Raw genomic sequence first — 18664 nt, forward strand, 5'->3', positions numbered from 1 at the left:
TGGATTTATGAATATTGCCTCTGTAATTGTAGATGTCCCCGCGAAACAAACGGATAGGGAATTCGATTATCAAGTTCCGCCTAAATGGAAAAATGTTGTCCAGCCGGGAATGAGAGTGATTGTCCCGTTTGGTCCAAGAATGGTACAAGGCTTTGTCACGGAACTCAAAAACGAATCAGAGCTGACAAAACTCCGCGAAATTAAAGAGATCCTCGATTTGGAGCCTGTCCTGAATCATGAGCTCCTGCAGCTTGGCGAATGGCTGACGACTGAAACCATGTGTTTCAAGATCTCTGCGCTGCAATCCATGCTTCCGGCTGCGTTGAAGGCAAAATACGAAAAAGTGCTCCGGATAAGCGCGGGCAAGCAGGAATTAGTAGATGAAAAAGTTCTTGCTGCTTTCGGGGCCAAAGAAATCATTTCCTGGAAAGATGTCCTTCAGTTTGAACATGCAGCGCTTTTCCAAAAGCAGGTTCAAAAAGGAAATCTTGAAGTTTTATATTATGTGAAAGACAAATTGAATAAAAAAACGGTTCGGTTCGTGGAACCACTCATGAATAGAGAAGATCTGGCCCAATACGCGTCGACCCTTTCTCCCAAAGCTAAAAAACAGAACGAGGTGCTCCAATTTTTCATCGAGAATCCGAGTGAAATCCAGCTTCGCGACTTGCTTGAAGCTGTGAATGCGTCGAACGGAACGATTAAGTCTCTTGTTGAAAAACAGATACTGGCTGAAAAAGACGTAGAGATCTATCGTGATCCATACGAAAACAGGGTATTTGAAAAAACCGAGCCATTCAAGCTGACCGATGAGCAGGCAGCGGCCTTGATGCCGATCAATCAATCTATAGAAGAAAATAGTCATGAGGTTTTTCTCTTATACGGTGTGACCGGGAGCGGGAAAACGGAAATCTATTTACAGGCGATTGACACGGTCATTAAAAAAGGCGAGGAAGCGATCATGCTCGTTCCGGAAATCTCTTTAACGCCGCAAACCGTCAAACGTTTTAAAGAAAGATTCGGCGATCAGGTGGCTGTTATGCACAGTGGTTTGTCGATTGGGGAAAAATATGATGAATGGCGTAAAATCCACCGGAAGGAAGTAAAGGTGGTCGTTGGGGCCAGATCGGCGATTTTCGCACCTTTTGAAAATATCGGGCTCATCATTATTGATGAAGAGCACGAATCCAGCTATAAACAGGAGGAAACACCGCGTTATCATGCACGTGATGTAGCGATTGAGCGGGCGAAGCACCATAACTGCGCCGTCATCCTTGGGAGTGCCACTCCTGCGTTGGATTCTTTTGCAAGAGCAAAGAAAAACGTGTATCACCTTTTGACCTTGAGCAAACGAATGAACAACAATGAGCTTCCCCAGGTTGAAATTGTAGATATGCGGGAGGAACTGCGCGGAGGCAACCGTTCCATGTTTTCAGAAAGTTTGTTTGCTAAGCTCAAGGACCGGATAACTAAAAAAGAACAAATTGTTCTGTTATTAAACAAGCGCGGTCATTCCTCATTTGTCATGTGCCGGAGCTGCGGCCTCGTGGTCAATTGTCCGAATTGTGATATCTCGCTAACGTACCATCGCTACAATAACACCTTGAAGTGCCATTATTGCGGCCATGAAGAAGGCATGCCGCAAACGTGCCCGGATTGCGGAAGCGACCATATCCGTTTTTTCGGAACCGGGACACAAAAGGTCGAGGAAGAGCTAGGCAAGATTCTTCCTGAAGCAAGGGTCATCCGAATGGATGTTGACACGACAAGCAAGAAAGGTTCGCATGAACGTCTGCTGAACGACTTTCAGGAAGGCCGGGCCGATATTCTCCTTGGTACGCAAATGATTGCCAAGGGGCTGGATTTTCCAAACATCACCCTTGTTGGCGTACTTTCAGCGGATACGATGCTCCATCTTCCCGATTTCCGGTCATCGGAGAAAACGTTCCAGCTTCTGACCCAGGTCAGTGGGCGGGCCGGACGCCACGAGCTAGAGGGGGAAGTGGTAATCCAAACGTATTCTCCCGAGCACTATAGTATCGAGCTTGCGGGTAACCAAGACTTTGATGTTTTTTACGAGCGGGAAATGTACATGAGAAGGCAAAGTCATTATCCGCCCTATTACTATGTCGCCCTTATTAATGTTTCTCATGAAGATTTAATGAAGACAGTCGCGATCACTGAAAAAATCACGAAATATATAAGTTCCGGTTTAAGCCAGGAAGCGATCGTATTAGGACCGGTTGCGTCCCCGATCAGCCGTATCAAAAATAGATATCGATATCAATGTTTGATAAAATACAAACGAGAACCGCAATTGAAAAAGCTGTTGAGGACCATTCTTGAGAACTATCAGCAAGAGACGGCCCAAAATCAGCTGCAAATTACCATCGATTTGAATCCGCAAATCATGATGTAACAGCTATTTTGGATTGTGGTATATAATATGTTCTAAATAATAAAGTGCTTTCTGGTTAAGGCATGTAACATGTCTTAACTTTTCTAATAGTGAAAGAAAGTTTAACTTTTTTAATTTTGACAGGTGTCTAGCTACAGCGCCCAGCCTCTCGGACTTGCCCAGGATGGGTTGACCTCGGCGTTTGCCACACGATGTGGCAGGTTTTAGTCGAGGATCCGCTATTGCCAAACCACTGTAGTGACGGAGAACTGCCTCCTCGCGGTTCGTCTTATGCCTGTCGGAGGCCCACAGGATGTGGGTCAGAACGACGAAGACATAAACGATGTGGCGGTCTTAGTCGTTCTTCCATACTTTCCAGGGCGCTTTCGCTTTTCTAATAGGAGGATTCATTTTTGGCTATTTTACCTATCGTTTTGTTTCCGGATAAAATTTTGGAACAAAAATGTGCAAAAGTAACAAGTTTTGATAAAAATTTGGCTAAGCTGTTAAATAACATGCATGAAACAATGCTTAAGGCAGATGGGGTCGGTCTTGCCGCGCCACAAGTTGGAGTGAAAAAACAAATCGCGATTGTCGATCTAGGCGAGGATGAGGGTCTTATTGAGATGATCAATCCCGAGGTTCTGGCGGCATCCGGAGAACAGACGGACCCGGAAGGATGTCTCAGTTTTCCAGGTGTTTACGGAGAAGTCACCAGACCGTACAACGTGAAAATTCGTGCGCAGGACCGCAGAGGAAAAACGTACGAACTTGAAGCAGAGGAATTTCTTGCAAGAGCCATCCAGCATGAGATCGACCATTTGAACGGGGTTTTATTTACCACCAAAGTGTTAAAGTACTATACAGAAGAAGAAATGGAAAGGTATGGGGACGAATGACGAAAATAGTCTTTATGGGCACACCGGATTTTTCAGTACCCGTTCTGCAGCGTATCATCAGTGACGGCTATGAAGTGATCGGTGTCGTCACACAGCCTGACAGGCCGGTAGGAAGAAAAAAAGTGTTGACCCCGCCGCCTGTTAAGGCCGAGGCTCTAAAACACGGAATTCCAGTCTATCAGCCAGAGAAAATAAAAATAAAAGAAGAGATGGATAAAATCATCGCTTTACAGGCAGATTTGATTGTCACGGCTGCTTTTGGACAAATACTTCCGAATGAGTTGCTCGCGGCACCAAAATTCGGCTGCATTAATGTCCATGCCTCCCTATTGCCGGAGCTCCGCGGCGGTGCCCCTATCCATTATTCGATTCTGCAAGGGAAAGAGAAGACAGGCATCACAATTATGTATATGGTTGAAAAACTGGATGCTGGCGACATATTGACGCGAGCAGAGGTAGCTATTGAAGAAGATGACAATGTTGGAACGCTGCATGACAAGCTGAGCGCAATCGGTGCGGATTTGTTATCGGAAACAATTCCTAAGCTGTTAAAGGGTGGGCTCACACCGATCAAGCAAAATGAAGAGGAAGCGTCGTTTGCACCGAATATTAAGCGTGAACAGGAGAAACTCAACTGGCAACAAAACGGGGAAGACATTTATAATCATATCCGCGGGTTACACCCATGGCCAGTTTCTTATACAACCTTGAACGAAGACATCATCAAAGTCTGGACAGCGAGAAAACACAAACATGATAAGACAGGCGAGCCGGGTGAAATTCTGGATGTCACAGGAGATGGACTTCTTGTCGCGACAGGCAATGAGATCTCGATTCTGATTACTGAGCTGCAGCCATCCGGTAAGAAAAAAATGAAGGCGAAGGACTATTTGCACGGGGCTGGCTCGTTCATTCAGCCGGGGATGAAGTTAGGAGATCATAAGGAATGACAGAAATGAAAAAGAACGTTCGCGAAATAGCGCTCGATATTCTTGAGTCGATCGAAAGAAACCAGTCATACAGCAACCTGCTGTTAAATTCGAAGCTCCAAAAGTATCAGTTAAAGAGCGTCGATAGCGGATTGCTGACGGAAGTTACTTATGGTACGATTCAAAGAAAAATAACCTTGGATTATTATTTGCAACCCTTCATTAAGAATCAGAAAAAAACTCTTTCCTGGGTAATCAATCTTCTTCGTCTATCTCTTTATCAAATGATTTATTTAGATAAAGTACCGGATCATGCGATTATTTTTGAAGCTGTTGAGATAGCCAAAAAACGAGGTCATAAAGGAATCTCATCTATGGTAAATGGCGTATTGAGAAGTATTCAACGGCAAGGTCTTCCATCGTTTGACTCCATTCGGAATGAGGTGGAGCGCTTGTCAATTGAAACCAGCCACCCCAAGTGGCTGGTTGAAAGATGGCTAGAGCAATTTGGTTATGATAAAACAAAGGAAATGTGTGAAATCAATCTTACGGCCCCTCCGCAAACGGCCCGAGTGAATCTTAAAAAGATTTCCCGCGATGAACTGATTAGTGCTTTAACAGAAGAAGGCTATCATGTGGAGATTAGCAAGATTGTACCTGAAGCGATTCATTGCTTTAGAGGGAATTTAGCTCACTCCGAGAGCTATCAACTAGGTTACTTAACGATTCAGGATGAAAGTTCCATGCTTGTTGCTCATGCACTGGGTGCGAGCGGGAATGATATGGTGTTAGACTGTTGCGCGGCGCCAGGCGGCAAAACAACCCATATTGCCGAAGGGTTAACGACGGGGCAGGTAACCGCCCTTGACCTTCATGAGCATAAAGTAAAGCTCATCAAGGAACAGGCAACACGTCTTGGATTACGGAATATTAAAACATATGTATCCGACAGCAGAAAAGCACATGAACTTTTTCATAAAGAAGGCTTTAATCGGATTCTCGTCGATGCCCCGTGCTCGGGACTCGGAGTCATGAGAAGAAAACCGGATGTGAAGTATACGAAGTCAGAGGAAGATATATCGAGGCTTTCAAGTATTCAAGAGCAGCTCTTAAACGCTGCAGCTCCACTTTTGAAACAGGGAGACCGGTTGATTTACAGCACTTGCACGGTCGATAAAGAAGAAAATGACCTCGTTGCTGCAGCATTTTTAGAGAATCATGCAGATTTTGAAGCAGATCTTACGTTAATAGACAGAATGCCTGAAGCAGTTAGACCGTTTATAGTAGGCAACTCAATCCAAGTGTTCCCGCAATATTTTGGCAGTGATGGATTTTTCATCGCCAGCTTTAGAAAGAAGGTGCAATAATGGCAAAGATAATTACAACAAAAGAAAAGAAAGAAACGACGCAACAAAAGCCATCGATTTATTCCCTTGAACTTCATGAGCTGCAGGAATGGCTGACAGTGAACGGAGAAAAAGCGTTTAGGGCAAACCAGATTTTTGAATGGCTATATAAAAAACGGGTAAAAAGTTTCGAAGATATGTCAAATCTATCAAAATCACTGCGAGATAAGCTTGAAAGCGGCTTTACGATAACGACCCTGAAAACGCTTATCCAGCAAACATCTAAAGATGGTACGATGAAATTTTTGTTTGAGCTTCATGATGGTTCTTCCATCGAAACGGTGTTAATGCGTCATGAATACGGAAATTCAGTTTGCGTCACCACCCAGGTGGGATGCCGGATTGGCTGTACGTTCTGTGCATCTACCTTAGGCGGATTAAAACGTAATTTAGAAGCAGGAGAAATCGTTGCCCAGGTCGTAAACGTACAACAGGCGCTTGATGAAACGGACGAGCGAGTTAGCTCGGTGGTCATTATGGGTATCGGTGAGCCTTTTGATAATTATGATGAAATGATGTCATTCCTGAAAAATATCAATCATGAAAAAGGGCTGAATATCGGCGCCCGACATATTACCGTTTCCACGAGCGGGATCATTCCGAAAATTTATAAATTTGCTGATGAAAGTCTGCAGATTAATTTTGCTGTATCGCTTCATGCACCTAACAGCGAACTCCGAAGCAAGTTAATGCCGATCAACAGGGCTTACAAGTTGCCGGATTTAATCGAAGCCGTAAAATACTACACGGATAAAACCGGGAGACGCGTAAGCTTTGAATACGGTTTATTCGGCGGCGAAAATGACCAGGAGGAGCACGCTGAACAGCTTGCTGACCTGATAAAGGATATCAAATGTCATGTAAACTTAATCCCGGTTAACTATGTTCCTGAACGGAATTATGTTAGAACACCTCGTGAACAAATCTTTGAATTTGAGAAAACCCTCAAAAAGCGTGGGATTAACGTGACCATTCGAAGAGAGCAGGGACATGATATTGATGCAGCCTGTGGCCAGCTGCGTGCTAAGGAGCGTAAGGAAGAAACGAGGTGAGCCTATGAAGGCCGTATTTAAAACAGATCGCGGAAAGGTCCGTCAGCATAATGAAGATAATGGCGGAATATATATAAACCCGGAAGGTGTGCGCTTTGCCGTCGTTGCTGATGGCATGGGCGGACACCGTGCCGGCGATGTCGCAAGTTCTATGGCAATTGAACATATGCGTAAAAGCTGGGATGATTCAAAATCGTTTCACACTCCACAAGAAGCGGAAAGCTGGCTTAGAGAGAAAATAGAGAGTGTGAATAAATTGCTTTTCCAGCATTCTGAACAATATTCTGAATGCCAGGGAATGGGAACGACAATCGTTGCCGCCATTTGTACGGACAAATTCGCCACAATCGCCAATATTGGTGACAGTCGCTGTTACCTATATAACGAAAGCGGATTTAAACAGATCACCGAAGACCACTCGTTAGTGAATGAGCTTGTGCGTTCCGGACAAATATCCAGGGAAGATGCTGAACATCATCCGCGCAAAAATGTTTTATTACGCGCGTTAGGAACAGAGACCCATGTGGATATGGATATAACGACCATCGTCTTTGAAGAAGGGGACATGCTGTTGCTTTGCTCAGACGGCCTGTCCAATAAAGTATCAGAACAAGAAATGATTGATATTGTTATGGATGAAAGAAGTCTGGAAGAAAAAGCCGAGTCTTTAATAGCGCTTGCCAATGTTCATGGCGGCGAAGATAATATTACTCTCGTCCTTGTTCATTTCGATGACGAAACTGAGAGTGGGGGTGAAGCGGATGTTAATCGGAAGAAGGATTAACGGTCGGTACAAGCTCCTGGACATGGTGGGCGGCGGCGGAATGGCCAATGTTTATCTTGCCCGTGACATGATTCTCGAGCGCGAGGTTGCCTTAAAAATCCTCAGGATGGATTTTTCGAATGATGAGGAATTCATCAAGCGTTTTGATCGCGAAGCTCAATCCGCAACAAGTCTGGCCCATTCGAATATCGTCAGCATTTACGATGTCGGGGAAGAAGACGATATTTATTATATTGTTATGGAATATGTAAAGGGAATGACCCTGAAACAATACATACAAAAACATTACCCAATCCCTGTTGAACAAGCACTGGATATTATGAAGCAGACCACCGACGCGATTGCCCATGCCCATCATAATGACATTATTCATAGAGATATCAAGCCGCATAATATTTTAATAGATGAAGACGGAAATGCGAAAATAACCGATTTTGGCATTGCGATGGCCCTTAGTTCGACAAACATCACCCAAACAAACGCGGTGCTCGGTTCTGTCCATTATTTATCCCCAGAACAGGCAAGGGGAGGCATGGCCAATAAAAAATCAGACATTTACTCGCTCGGCATCGTCATGTTTGAGCTAATGACCGGACGTTTGCCGTTTTCTGGAGAATCAGCGGTATCAATCGCTTTGAAGCATCTGCAATCCGAAACCCCGTCGCCGAAACGGTGGAACCCGGATATCCCGCAAAGTGTCGAAAACATTATTCTTAAAGCAACTGCAAAGGATTCGTCTTACAGATATGCAAGCGTGGATGAGATGCATGAGGATATCAGGACAGCCCTTGATCCTGATCGATTGAATGAAAAACCGTTTGAAACTCCCGAAGACAACGATGTCACTAAGGTGATTCCAATCATCACAAACGACAAATTTGTTTCGGACATTGATCATACGATCGTTCGGGGACCGGAAAAGGATACAGTGGCTGAAGAGGACACAAAACTGGCAGTAAAAACAAATAAAAAGAAAAAAGATAAAAAGAAAAAAGCAAAAGACGGGAAGAAGAAAAGTAAGCTGCCAATCATTCTAGTTTCGCTTTTTTTACTACTGGTGACTCTTGGGATATTGGCTATCACTGTTTTCCCAGATATGTTTGCTACCGATGAAATAACGGTTCCTGATGTGAGGGGTGAAGAATTGGAAGAGGCCATTTCACAGCTTATTGAAGCCAGATTAGAAACCGGTGCTATAATAGAAATCGAAGATAAGGAAATTGAAGCCGGAAAAGTCATTCAAACCGATCCTGAAGCTGGCAAAGTTGTCAAAAAAGGAAAACCAATCAAAATCTACCAGAGCATTGGCAAAGAAAAGCTGGAAGTCACGGATTATACCGGGAGAAAAATAGAAGTTGTCGAACCGCTCTTGAACGAAATGGAATTTAAGGACGTCGATGTGATAGAGGAATTTGATAACAGTGAACAGGGGACGATTCTATCCCAAAACCCAAAACCTGGCGATGAAGTCGTCGCTTCAGAAACTGTTTTTGAACTCACAGTCAGCAAAGGTCCCGATAAAATCACATTAAAAGATTTAAGAAATTTCAACAAAGAAAGCTTGGATGATTACGCGAACGAAGTAGGTATTATAATTAGCCAAAGTGAAGAATACCACGATTCCGTAAGAGAAGGCAATGTCATCTCGCAAACACCGCGCCCTTACTCGAAAATAGACAAAGGGAGCACTGTGAACGTGGTGATATCGAGAGGAAAAGAAGAGATTCCGCCCAAGGCTGTAACAAAGGATATTGTTATCGAATATGATCCGGAAGCCGCAGGGAAACCTCAGGAAATCCAAATTTTCATTGAGGATTTGACTCGGGACATGACCGAGCCGGTTGAAACGGTTCTCATAACTGAATCGATCAGGCGTAAGCTGGATTTTATGGTACCTCATGACAAGAAAGCAGGCTATAAAGTAATGAGGGATGGAAATGTCATCATGGACGAAGTGGTTCCATATCCGGATTAATGATTAAAAAAGGAGTGAAGCTATGCCTGAAGGCAAGATTATTAAGGCGCTTAGCGGTTTTTATTACGTTCTTGACGGCAACGAAACAATCCAATGCAGGGGCAGAGGCATTTTTCGCAAAAATAAGATAACGCCCCTGGTCGGTGATTATGTTGTTTACCAGGCTGAAAATCCAAAAGAAGGTTACCTCCTGGAAATTAAGGAGCGGAAGAATGAACTCATCAGGCCTCCAATCGCTAATGTGGATCAGGCAATCCTTGTGTTTTCAGCGGTTGAACCAGACTTCAGCACAGCGTTGCTTGACCGGTTTTTAGTGCTGATCGAGGATAATGAAATTGAACCGATTATTTGCATAAGCAAAATGGATATTGTCCCAGATACGGACCGGTTTCAATTAGAAGAGTATGTAAAATATTATGCTGCTATCGGATACACGGTCTTGACAACATCCTCGGTCTCTTCTGAAGGGACAAAAGTGCTCCAGCCATATTTACAAGATAAAACGAGCGTGTTTGCCGGACAGTCAGGTGTTGGTAAGTCATCGCTCTTGAATGCGATAGATCCCGAGCTCGCATTAAAAACGGATGATATTTCCTCGCATCTGGGGAGAGGCAAACATACGACAAGACATGTCGAGCTGATTCATATCGGGACAGGCCTTGTCGCCGATACTCCCGGCTTCAGTGCGCTGGAGTTTTTAGAAATGGAGGCCGAGCGGCTGTCGTATTGCTTTCCTGAAATATATGAAACGGGTGAAAAATGCAAGTTCCGCGGCTGCCTTCATGACAAGGAACCGAAATGTGCCGTTAAAGAAGCAGTGAAGACCGGTGAGATCAGGCAATATCGGTATGATCACTATATGCAATTTTTTGAGGAGATTAAAGAGAGAAAGCCGAGGTATTAAATATGGTAAAGATTGCTCCATCTATTTTATCCGCTGATTTTTCAAGACTTGCTGAAGAGATTCTGGATGTTGAGAGAGGCGGGGCTGATTATATCCATGTGGACGTGATGGATGGTCACTTTGTGCCGAACATAACGATCGGACCATTAATCGTGGAAGCGATCCGTCCGGTTACGAAGCTCCCGCTCGACGTCCATCTAATGATAGAGAATCCAGAGTCTTATATTGAAGCCTTTGCAAAAGCAGGCGCAGATTATATCACGGTGCATGTTGAAGCATGCCCGCATCTTCACCGTACGATCCAGTTCATCAAATCATTTGGGGTAAAAGCGGGAGTGGTGCTTAATCCGGCAACGCCTGTATCATCGATCCAACATATCATCGGTGAGATTGACATGGTTCTGATAATGTCCATTAACCCGGGGTTTGGGGGCCAGACATTTATCACGTCCGTCCTGCCAAAGATCAGCGAGGTTAAAGCACTCGCCGAAAAGCATGATGCCAATATTGAGATTGAAGTGGACGGCGGCGTGAATCAAGAAACAGCCAAGCTATGCATCCAGCACGGGGCCAATGTTCTAGTTGCCGGCACCGCTATTTACAATCAGCCTGATCGAAAAAAAGCGATAGAAGCAATCAGGGGATAACCCCGCTATATTAGGAAGCCGGCCGCTATTTTGGAAGGTTTCCTTTTTACTATGAAGGAAGGTGATCCAGTTGAAGATTTGCATTTTAGCAGGCGGGCCGCCGGAATTTTTACCAGACTTACACACATATAGGGATGTTTTATGGGTTGGGGTCGACAGGGGTGTACTGACATTGCTGGAAACAGGGATAACACCGCAAGCTGCATTCGGGGATTTTGACTCTGTTTCCGATACAGAGATGCAAATGATCAGAAAGGCAATGAAGGATATCCATCTTTATCCTTCTGAAAAGGACGAAACAGATCTTGAGATTGCCTTGCATTGGGCTATCGCGCAGGCTCCCGGTGAGATCTGTATCTTTGGCGCAACAGGCGGGCGTTTGGATCATTTGTTAGCGAATATTCAATTGCTGCTCAAAGAAGAAGTTCAAAACAAAATGGCGGAAACAGACATTTTCATCATCGATAAAACAAATATTTTAACAGCTAAACTGCCCGGAGAGTATAAAATTAAGGCAATCCCCGATAAAAAGTACGTTTCGTTCGTACCTGTCACAACAGAAGTGAAAGGCATTACGTTGCTTGGCTTTAAATATCCTCTGGAGAACAGCCATATCATGATGGGATCAACCTTATGCATAAGCAACGAACTAATTTCTGAATCTGGTACTTTTTCGTTTTCAAATGGCATATTATTGGTGGTAAGAAGCAGTGATTAACATTCACGCTCACAGTTATCATCAAATATAATATATTTCAGGCAATAGCTACCTGAGCTAATCTCGTATGAAAAGGTTTCATTTATAGGGATAGTGATATGTACAGAGGAGGGGCATTATGAAATTTTATACAATAAAACTGCCAAAAGTGCTGGGAGGCCTTGTCAGGGCGATGCTCGGTGCATTTAAAAAAGGTTGAGGAAAGCATAGAGTGAGATGGCACCCTGTATAGTCAGGGTGTTATTTTTATATGTTGACCTTTTTTTATCCTGCCTGTTGACTTCCGCTCCGGGCGCTCGCTTTCCGCGGGCAGTCCGGGAGCCTCCTCGGCGAAAAGCGCGCCTGCGGGGTCTCCCCTGTCCTGCTCTTCCCGCAGGAGTCTCGCGTCCTCCGCTCCAATCAACGTAGACAAACTTGCTGAATTCAGGTTCACCTATAGTCTTTTGTGTGTGGAAAATTAGTTTTCGTGTAAATCAGCTGAACTGCCGTGTCAATCCGCTTTTTCGTCTGTCGCATCATATAAAAAGGCAGGTGCCTTTATGAAAGGACACCTGCCTTGAACATTATACGCGCTCTACTTTGCCAGATTTAAGGGCTCTTGCAGAAACGTATACACGCTTAGGTTTACCGTCAACTAAAATACGCACTTTTTGAAGGTTAGCACCCCATGTACGCTTGTTGGCATTCATAGCGTGGGAGCGTTTGTTTCCAGAACGAGTTCTTCTACCTGTGATCACACATTTACGTGCCATGTATTATTCCCTCCTAACTACCGCTAACTTAAGTTTCAAAAATTATCTTAAGTCTTTTCGCAAATACTTTAATAATTTATCATACCTTTCACGAGAATGCAATCATTCAATTCATTCCTTTCAAGAAAAAAACCTTGACATACTACCCTAAGAATTGATTTATTAGTATCAGTGTGACTATTACTTTTAAAACAAGGGACAATATAGTAAAATGTCTTTAGCTAAGGAGATTTTGGGAGGGGGAAAGTTGTATGTCCATCGAATTACAAACAAAATTCGGGCAAATTGATATATCCAATGATGTTATTGCGACAGTTGCCGGAGGAGCTGCGGTTGACTGTTATGGTATAGTAGGAATGGCTTCTAAAAAGCAATTAAAGGACGGCATTGCTGAAATATTAAGAAGAGAGAACTTCACTAAGGGTGTTATCGTCCGCCAGGAAAACGATCAGGTACATATCGATATGTTCATTATCGTCAGCTATGGAACAAAAATTTCCGAGATTGCGCATAATGTACAATCAAAGGTAAAATACACCCTGGACAAAACGGTCGGATTAGCTGTGGACTCCGTAAATATTTTTGTACAGGGAGTTCGCGTGACAAACCCTTAAGTCGAGGAGGAAAGTTTTGTGTCAATTACAAGTATAAATGGAGAACGATTCGCGGAGATGATCATTCAAGGTGCCAACCATCTGGCAGCTAACGCTAATATGGTTGATGCTCTCAACGTTTTCCCAGTGCCGGATGGTGATACCGGTACGAACATGAATTTATCTATGACTTCCGGAGCAAAGGAAGTGCAAAATAACGTACAAGAACATATTGGTAAAGTAGGAACCTCTTTATCACGAGGATTGCTTATGGGAGCACGCGGAAATTCCGGTGTCATCCTGTCACAATTATTCCGTGGATTTTCAAAATCGATTGAAACGAAGGCTGAAATTAACAGCCAGGAATTCGCAGGCGCATTGGAAGCGGGAGTGGAAACGGCCTATAAAGCTGTTATGAAGCCCGTTGAAGGTACGATTCTTACCGTTGCCAAAGATGCGGCTAAACAGGCTGTTGCGTCCGCAAAGAACCAAAAGGATATCATCGCGGTGATGCAGGCTGTAGTGAAAGAAGCGAAGGCCTCACTTAACCGCACGCCTGACCTACTTCCTGTCCTTAAGGAAGTTGGTGTTGTTGATAGCGGCGGCCAGGGGCTCGTATTCGTTTATGAAGGTTTTCTCGCTGAATTGAAAGGGGAGCAACTCCCTGATACGCCTTCCAGTGTCCCGACAATGGGTGAACTTGTCAGCGCTGAGCACCATATGAATGTCCAGGGCCATATAAATACTGAAGATATCGTTTTTGGCTATTGTACGGAGTTCATGGTCAGATTGGAAGCGGGCAAGACCGCCAAGAAACCATTCGTTGAAGAAACGTTCCGCAATGATTTAAGTGAATACGGAGATTCTTTATTGGTTATCTCAGATGATGAAGTCGTAAAGGTACATATTCACTCTGAAGAGCCAGGGAACTGTTTGAACTATGGCCAGCAATACGGAAGCCTGATCAAACTTAAGATTGATAACATGCGAGAGCAGCATTCTAACATCGTGGGCGAAACACACGCCCCGCTTAAAACGGATGTAAGCAAGAAGCCTAAGAAAAAGGATGAATATGGGATTGTATCCGTCTCAATGGGCTCTGGTATAAGCGATCTGTTCAAAAGCATCGGCGCCAAATCCGTGATTCAAGGTGGACAAACGATGAATCCAAGTACGGAAGACATCGTCAAAGCTGCCCGGGAAGCGAATGCGAAGAATATTGTTATCCTGCCAAATAATAAAAACATTATCATGGCAGCCGAGCAGGCCGCGGAATTACTGGATGAGAATGTTATCGTCATTCCTTCCAAGACAGTGCCACAGGGGATGTCAGCATTATTAGCATTCAATCCTTCTGCAAGTGCCGAGGACAATGAAAAGGCCATGAAAGAAGCTCTTTCACATGTGAAGACAGGCCAAATCACGTATGCGGTTCGCGACACTAGTATTGATGGGCTTGAAATCGAAACAGGCGATTTCATGGGTCTCGCCGAAGGAAAGATCCAAGTGAAAAATAAGAGCAAGCTTCAAACAGCGAAGGAACTTCTCTCTAATATGATGGATGAAGATTCAGAGATTCTTACCATCCTATATGGCGAAGATGCGACGAAAGAAGAGGTTGACGAGCTGGTGGCATTTTGTCACGAAAACTTTGAGGATGCTGAGATCGAAATCCATAACGGAAACCAACCGTTATACTCGTTCATTTTCTCTATTGAATAAAGAAACGCCGCCGGTTGACGACCCTTTAAAGGTGATGATCAGGCGTAGTTGCACTTAAGAAGATTGGAAAGTGTAGACTTTCCAATCTGCCAAAAAAGAAACTGCATGTTTGACCGTGCAGTTTCTTTTTTGTTTGTGTATGATAGTAATAGGGGAAAACTATGTCCCTGTTTTTTCATGCATTAAGAAAGTAAAACTGCGGTTCAGGAGGCAGAATAGATTATGAAATATAAGAGTGTATTTGACATAATCGGTCCAGTCATGATTGGTCCGTCCAGCTCGCATACGGCCGGTGCCGTAAGAATCGGAAGGGTAGCGCGGGATTTATTCGGAAGAGAGCCTAAGTGGGCGACCATTTCTTTTTACGGATCTTTCGCGAAAACCTTTAAAGGGCACGGTACGGATGTGGCAATCGTGGGAGGATTGCTCGACTTCGACACATTTGATGAGAGAATTAAAGAATCGCTTGAAATTGCCAGAAGCAAAAAAATAAAAATTAAGTTCATAGAAGAGGAAGCCATTACCGATCACCCCAATACGGCAAAAATAACCATGGGTGATAAAAACGGCGAAATGGAATTAACGGGCATTTCCATTGGCGGAGGGAAAATCGAGATTATTGAATTGAACGGTTTTGTATTGAAGCTTTCCGGCCATCACCCGGCGATACTCGTAGTTCACAATGACCGTTTTGGGGCCATAGCCAACGTTTCAAATATCCTAGCTAAACACCAAATAAATATCGGGCAAATGGACGTTTCGCGTAAAGAAAAAGGCAAGATGGCATTGATGACCATTGAGGTAGACCAAAATATTAAAGAAGGGGTGCTCAGTGAAATTTCGGCCCTTCCAAACATTGTTCAGGTAACAAGAATCTCGGATTGATTCACTGAAAAAATATGAAAACGCATACAAAGACCGTGTGAAGAGGAGGAGAATGAATGTTCCGCAATGTTGCTGAATTGGTAGAATTAGCAGAATCAAAGAATACTAAAATATCGCAGATCATGATTGAGCAAGAAATGGAAGTGACAGGCAAAGCCCGTGAGGAAATCCTTCGTCAGATGGAAATAAATCTCGATGTGATGGAACAAGCGGTTGAACGGGGACTTAAAGGCGTAAGGTCTCATTCCGGCCTCACCGGCGGAGATGCGGTCTTGCTTCAGGAATATATAAAAAAGGGCAATTTCTTATCGGGGGAATTGCTTTTGGATGCAGTAAGCAAAGCAGTTGCCACGAATGAAGTGAACGCGGCGATGGGGACCATTTGCGCCACTCCTACAGCGGGTTCTGCCGGGGTTGTGCCCGGAACGTTATTTGCGGTACAACGGAAGCTCAATCCGACCCGTGAACAGAAAATAGAATTTCTATTTACGGCAGGCGCTTTTGGATTCGTGATCGCAAACAATGCCTCGATTTCCGGAGCTGCAGGCGGCTGTCAGGCTGAAGTAGGCTCTGCGGCAGGTATGGCGGCTGCGGCAATTGTCGAGATAGCTGGCGGAACTCCTTCGCAAAGCGCTGAGGCAATGGCCATCACGCTGAAGAATATGCTTGGCCTCGTCTGTGATCCTGTAGCGGGGCTTGTAGAAGTTCCGTGCGTGAAACGGAATGCGATGGGAGCGGCCAATGCGATGGTTGCCGCCGATATGGCGTTAGCGGGGATCACAAGCCGGATACCGTGTGATGAAGTGATCGGCGCCATGTTCAAGATCGGTCAATCCATGCCGTCTGCATTAAGAGAAACTGCGCAGGGAGGGTTGGCGGCAACACCTACAGGCCGTGAATTAGAAGCAAAAATATTCGGTTTGCCGCTCATGAAAAAGTGATAACAAATATACAAGAATCCATAAAAGCCATTAAAGGAGTAGGCGATGAATCAGCGTCTGCGCTTCAGGAAATGGGCATCTACACGATTGGGGATCTTATCGAGCATCTTCCCTATCGTTACGAGGATTATCGTCTGAAAGATCTAGAAGAAACGGAGCATGATGAAAGAGTCACCGTTGAAGGTAAAATTCACAGCCAGCCAACATTGGGGTATTTCGGAAGAAAGAAATCCCGGCTTACCTTTAAAGTGCTGGTCGGCCGTAATTTAATAACAGTCACGTATTTCAATCAGCCGTATTTGAAAAATAAGCTTAGCATCAATGACATTGTGACAGTAACTGGCAAATGGGACCGGCACCGCCAAACCATTAACGGTAGTGAATGCCAGCTCGGCCCATATCGGAAAGAAAAAGAATTTGAACCTGTTTACTCAACAAAGGGAAGCATTACAGTAAAAGGGCTGCGCCGTTTTATTGCCAACGCTTTTTCACAGTACGGGCAGGACATCGAAGAAAATCTGCCCCAGCGGTTTTTGGATGAATATAAGCTACCTTCTCGCAAGGATGCGTTGCGCGGCATGCATTTTCCTTTGTCTGAGAACGATGTGAAACATGCGCGCAGACGTTTCGTTTACGAGGAATTCTTATTTTTTCAGCTTAAGATGCAGACGATCCGAAAAGTTCAGAGAGAACAGTCAAAAGGCATCGAGCAGTCATATAAGCTTGATTCTTTGAAGAAATTTATCGCTGCCTTGCCTTTCCCGTTAACAAAAGCCCAAAAAAGAGTGGTCAATGAAATAATGGCGGACATGAAATCTCCCTATAGGATGAACAGGCTGCTCCAGGGGGATGTAGGCTCCGGAAAAACTGTCGTGGCAGCAATTGCCCTGTTCGCTTCTGTATCTGCGGGGTATCAAGGTGCGCTTATGGTGCCAACTGAAATTTTAGCAGAGCAGCATACAGGCTCCCTTCATTCAATGCTCGAGCCTGCTGGGATTCGCACGGCGCTTTTGACCAGTTCGGTAAAAGGGAAGAAGCGCCGGGAACTTCTGCAGGCTTTGCAGGATGGCGAAATTGATATTTTGATCGGAACCCATGCGTTAATCCAGGATGAAGTGAATTTCAATAATCTGGGGCTGGTTATCACCGATGAACAGCATCGCTTTGGCGTAGAACAGAGGAGAGTGCTCCGCGAAAAAGGCGAGAATCCCGATGTGCTGTTTATGACGGCGACACCGATTCCTAGAACGCTTGCGATTACGGTCTTCGGGGAAATGGATGTTTCTGTCATCGACGAAATGCCCGCAGGGAGAAAAGCGATTGAAACATTCTGGGCCAAACATGAGATGCTTGACAGAATCTTGAGCTTCGTAGAAAAAGAGCTTCGACAGGGTAGGCAGGCCTATGTCATCTGCCCGTTAATCGAAGAATCCGAGAAGCTCGACTTACAGAATGCGCTCGATGTTCACGCCACGCTCTCCCAATACTTTGGTGACCGCTTTCGTATCGGGCTAATGCATGGCCGGCTGCCATCCGATGAAAAGGAAACGGTGATGAAGGAATTTAGCCAAAATGATTTGCAGGTTCTAGTCTCGACGACAGTCGTTGAAGTCGGTGTAAACGTACCGAATGCAACAGTCATGGTCATCTATGATGCGGAGCGTTTCGGGTTGGCTCAGCTTCATCAGCTTCGCGGCCGGGTAGGACGGGGCAGTGAGCAATCGTATTGTATTTTGCTCGCAGACCCAAAATCCGAGGTCGGTAAGGAACGGATGAAAATCATGACCGAAACGAATGATGGATTTGTCTTATCCGAAAAGGATCTGGAACTGAGGGGACCAGGGGACTTCTTTGGCAAGAAGCAGAGCGGCCTTCCTGAATTTAAAGTCGCGGACATGATCCATGATTACCGCGCGCTTGAAGTCGCAAGAGATGACGCCGTAAAGCTCATTGCTTCAGAAAGCTTTTGGAAGGATCCGGAATATATTCCGTTGCGGAATTATCTTGAGGAAACAGGTGTCTTAAATGGGGAAAAACTAGACTGATTTTTGGCAGATTG

At 44.7% G+C, this 18664-nt stretch carries 17 protein-coding genes; 16 read left to right on the forward strand and 1 reads right to left on the reverse strand.

All coding sequences use genetic code 11. The annotated features are described in order from the left end of the window. Nucleotides 1–7 precede the first annotated feature (7 nt). The 11 genes from priA to spoVM all read left to right on the forward strand — a co-directional run bounded on the left by priA (nucleotide 8) and on the right by spoVM (nucleotide 11911). Entirely contained in the window at nucleotides 8–2419 is a 2412-nt protein-coding gene (gene priA / locus LQ216_RS15845; RefSeq protein WP_230130439.1) for a primosomal protein N', read from the forward strand. A 392-nt stretch (nucleotides 2420–2811) separates the two neighbouring features. Continuing rightward, nucleotides 2812–3297 carry a peptide deformylase gene (gene def / locus LQ216_RS15850; RefSeq protein WP_230130440.1) on the forward strand — a complete coding sequence of 162 codons (486 nt, stop codon included), beginning with the start codon at nucleotides 2812–2814 and terminating at the stop codon, nucleotides 3295–3297. Beyond that, nucleotides 3294–4247, forward strand: a complete 954-nt coding sequence (gene fmt / locus LQ216_RS15855) for a methionyl-tRNA formyltransferase (RefSeq protein WP_230130441.1) — start codon at nucleotides 3294–3296, stop codon at nucleotides 4245–4247. Before def ends, fmt begins: the two co-directional genes overlap by 4 nt. Next, nucleotides 4244–5593, forward strand: coding sequence for a 16S rRNA (cytosine(967)-C(5))-methyltransferase RsmB (gene rsmB / locus LQ216_RS15860; protein WP_230130442.1), 1350 nt, complete (start codon nucleotides 4244–4246; stop codon nucleotides 5591–5593). Before fmt ends, rsmB begins: the two co-directional genes overlap by 4 nt. Then, the gene (gene rlmN / locus LQ216_RS15865; protein WP_230130443.1) at nucleotides 5593–6684 is read left to right on the forward strand and encodes a 23S rRNA (adenine(2503)-C(2))-methyltransferase RlmN; all 1092 of its coding nucleotides are present in this window, start codon (nucleotides 5593–5595) and stop codon (nucleotides 6682–6684) included. The genes rsmB and rlmN overlap by 1 nt, the downstream gene beginning before the upstream one ends. A 4-nt stretch (nucleotides 6685–6688) precedes the next feature. After that, nucleotides 6689–7468 carry a Stp1/IreP family PP2C-type Ser/Thr phosphatase gene (locus tag LQ216_RS15870; protein WP_230130444.1) on the forward strand — a complete coding sequence of 260 codons (780 nt, stop codon included), beginning with the start codon at nucleotides 6689–6691 and terminating at the stop codon, nucleotides 7466–7468. Further along, nucleotides 7446–9443: a Stk1 family PASTA domain-containing Ser/Thr kinase gene (gene pknB / locus LQ216_RS15875; protein ID WP_230130445.1), complete on the forward strand. Its 1998-nt coding sequence runs from the start codon at nucleotides 7446–7448 to the stop codon at nucleotides 9441–9443. Before LQ216_RS15870 ends, pknB begins: the two co-directional genes overlap by 23 nt. A gap of 22 nt (nucleotides 9444–9465) precedes the next feature. Next, nucleotides 9466–10347: a ribosome small subunit-dependent GTPase A gene (gene rsgA, locus LQ216_RS15880; protein WP_230130446.1), complete on the forward strand. Its 882-nt coding sequence runs from the start codon at nucleotides 9466–9468 to the stop codon at nucleotides 10345–10347. Nucleotides 10348–10349: 2 nt separating this feature from the next. Continuing rightward, on the forward strand, nucleotides 10350–10994 hold the full coding sequence (rpe, locus tag LQ216_RS15885) for a ribulose-phosphate 3-epimerase (protein WP_230130447.1): 645 nt from the start codon (nucleotides 10350–10352) through the stop codon (nucleotides 10992–10994). 70 nt (nucleotides 10995–11064) lie between these two features. Further along, a complete protein-coding gene (locus LQ216_RS15890) occupies nucleotides 11065–11712 on the forward strand; it encodes a thiamine diphosphokinase (RefSeq protein WP_230130448.1) in 648 nt (215 codons plus the stop codon). A gap of 118 nt (nucleotides 11713–11830) precedes the next feature. Then, nucleotides 11831–11911, forward strand: coding sequence for a stage V sporulation protein SpoVM (spoVM, locus tag LQ216_RS15895; RefSeq protein WP_046522178.1), 81 nt, complete (start codon nucleotides 11831–11833; stop codon nucleotides 11909–11911). Nucleotides 11912–12275: 364 nt separating this feature from the next. Here the strand turns inward: spoVM and rpmB are convergent, their stop codons facing one another. After that, nucleotides 12276–12464 carry a 50S ribosomal protein L28 gene (gene rpmB, locus LQ216_RS15900; RefSeq protein ID WP_230130449.1) on the reverse strand — a complete coding sequence of 63 codons (189 nt, stop codon included), beginning with the start codon at nucleotides 12462–12464 and terminating at the stop codon, nucleotides 12276–12278. A gap of 251 nt (nucleotides 12465–12715) precedes the next feature. Here rpmB and LQ216_RS15905 point away from each other — a divergent pair, with 251 nt between their 5' ends. From LQ216_RS15905 to recG, 5 genes are all read left to right on the forward strand, one after another. Next, a complete protein-coding gene (locus tag LQ216_RS15905) occupies nucleotides 12716–13078 on the forward strand; it encodes an Asp23/Gls24 family envelope stress response protein (RefSeq protein WP_117305293.1) in 363 nt (120 codons plus the stop codon). Between the two features lie 18 nt (nucleotides 13079–13096). Next, nucleotides 13097–14779, forward strand: a complete 1683-nt coding sequence (locus tag LQ216_RS15910) for a DAK2 domain-containing protein (RefSeq protein WP_230130450.1) — start codon at nucleotides 13097–13099, stop codon at nucleotides 14777–14779. A gap of 222 nt (nucleotides 14780–15001) precedes the next feature. Next, nucleotides 15002–15664, forward strand: a complete 663-nt coding sequence (sdaAB, locus tag LQ216_RS15915) for an L-serine ammonia-lyase, iron-sulfur-dependent subunit beta (RefSeq protein ID WP_230130451.1) — start codon at nucleotides 15002–15004, stop codon at nucleotides 15662–15664. Between the two features lie 56 nt (nucleotides 15665–15720). After that, nucleotides 15721–16605, forward strand: a complete 885-nt coding sequence (sdaAA, locus tag LQ216_RS15920) for an L-serine ammonia-lyase, iron-sulfur-dependent, subunit alpha (RefSeq protein ID WP_230130452.1) — start codon at nucleotides 15721–15723, stop codon at nucleotides 16603–16605. Continuing rightward, nucleotides 16602–18650 (forward strand): ATP-dependent DNA helicase RecG, encoded by a 2049-nt coding sequence (gene recG, locus LQ216_RS15925; protein ID WP_230130453.1) that lies wholly within the window; start codon nucleotides 16602–16604, stop codon nucleotides 18648–18650. Before sdaAA ends, recG begins: the two co-directional genes overlap by 4 nt. Nucleotides 18651–18664 lie beyond the last annotated feature (14 nt).

Origin of the sequence: Bacillus sp. CECT 9360 (genome assembly GCF_918741275.1) — a bacterium.
In the GTDB taxonomy this organism is placed as follows: domain Bacteria; phylum Bacillota; class Bacilli; order Bacillales; family DSM-1321; genus Peribacillus.

Coding starts and splice junctions, on each gene's coding strand:
- priA (WP_230130439.1), top strand. CDS start 8: ATGAATATTGCCTCTGTAATTGTAGATGTCCCCGCGAAACAAACGGAT.
- fmt (WP_230130441.1), top strand. CDS start 3,294: ATGACGAAAATAGTCTTTATGGGCACACCGGATTTTTCAGTACCCGTT.
- rsmB (WP_230130442.1), top strand. CDS start 4,244: ATGACAGAAATGAAAAAGAACGTTCGCGAAATAGCGCTCGATATTCTT.
- rlmN (WP_230130443.1), top strand. CDS start 5,593: ATGGCAAAGATAATTACAACAAAAGAAAAGAAAGAAACGACGCAACAA.
- LQ216_RS15870 (WP_230130444.1), top strand. CDS start 6,689: ATGAAGGCCGTATTTAAAACAGATCGCGGAAAGGTCCGTCAGCATAAT.
- pknB (WP_230130445.1), top strand. CDS start 7,446: ATGTTAATCGGAAGAAGGATTAACGGTCGGTACAAGCTCCTGGACATG.
- rsgA (WP_230130446.1), top strand. CDS start 9,466: ATGCCTGAAGGCAAGATTATTAAGGCGCTTAGCGGTTTTTATTACGTT.
- rpe (WP_230130447.1), top strand. CDS start 10,350: ATGGTAAAGATTGCTCCATCTATTTTATCCGCTGATTTTTCAAGACTT.
- spoVM (WP_046522178.1), top strand. CDS start 11,831: ATGAAATTTTATACAATAAAACTGCCAAAAGTGCTGGGAGGCCTTGTC.
- rpmB (WP_230130449.1), bottom strand. CDS start 12,464: ATGGCACGTAAATGTGTGATCACAGGTAGAAGAACTCGTTCTGGAAAC.
- LQ216_RS15905 (WP_117305293.1), top strand. CDS start 12,716: ATGTCCATCGAATTACAAACAAAATTCGGGCAAATTGATATATCCAAT.
- sdaAB (WP_230130451.1), top strand. CDS start 15,002: ATGAAATATAAGAGTGTATTTGACATAATCGGTCCAGTCATGATTGGT.
- sdaAA (WP_230130452.1), top strand. CDS start 15,721: ATGTTCCGCAATGTTGCTGAATTGGTAGAATTAGCAGAATCAAAGAAT.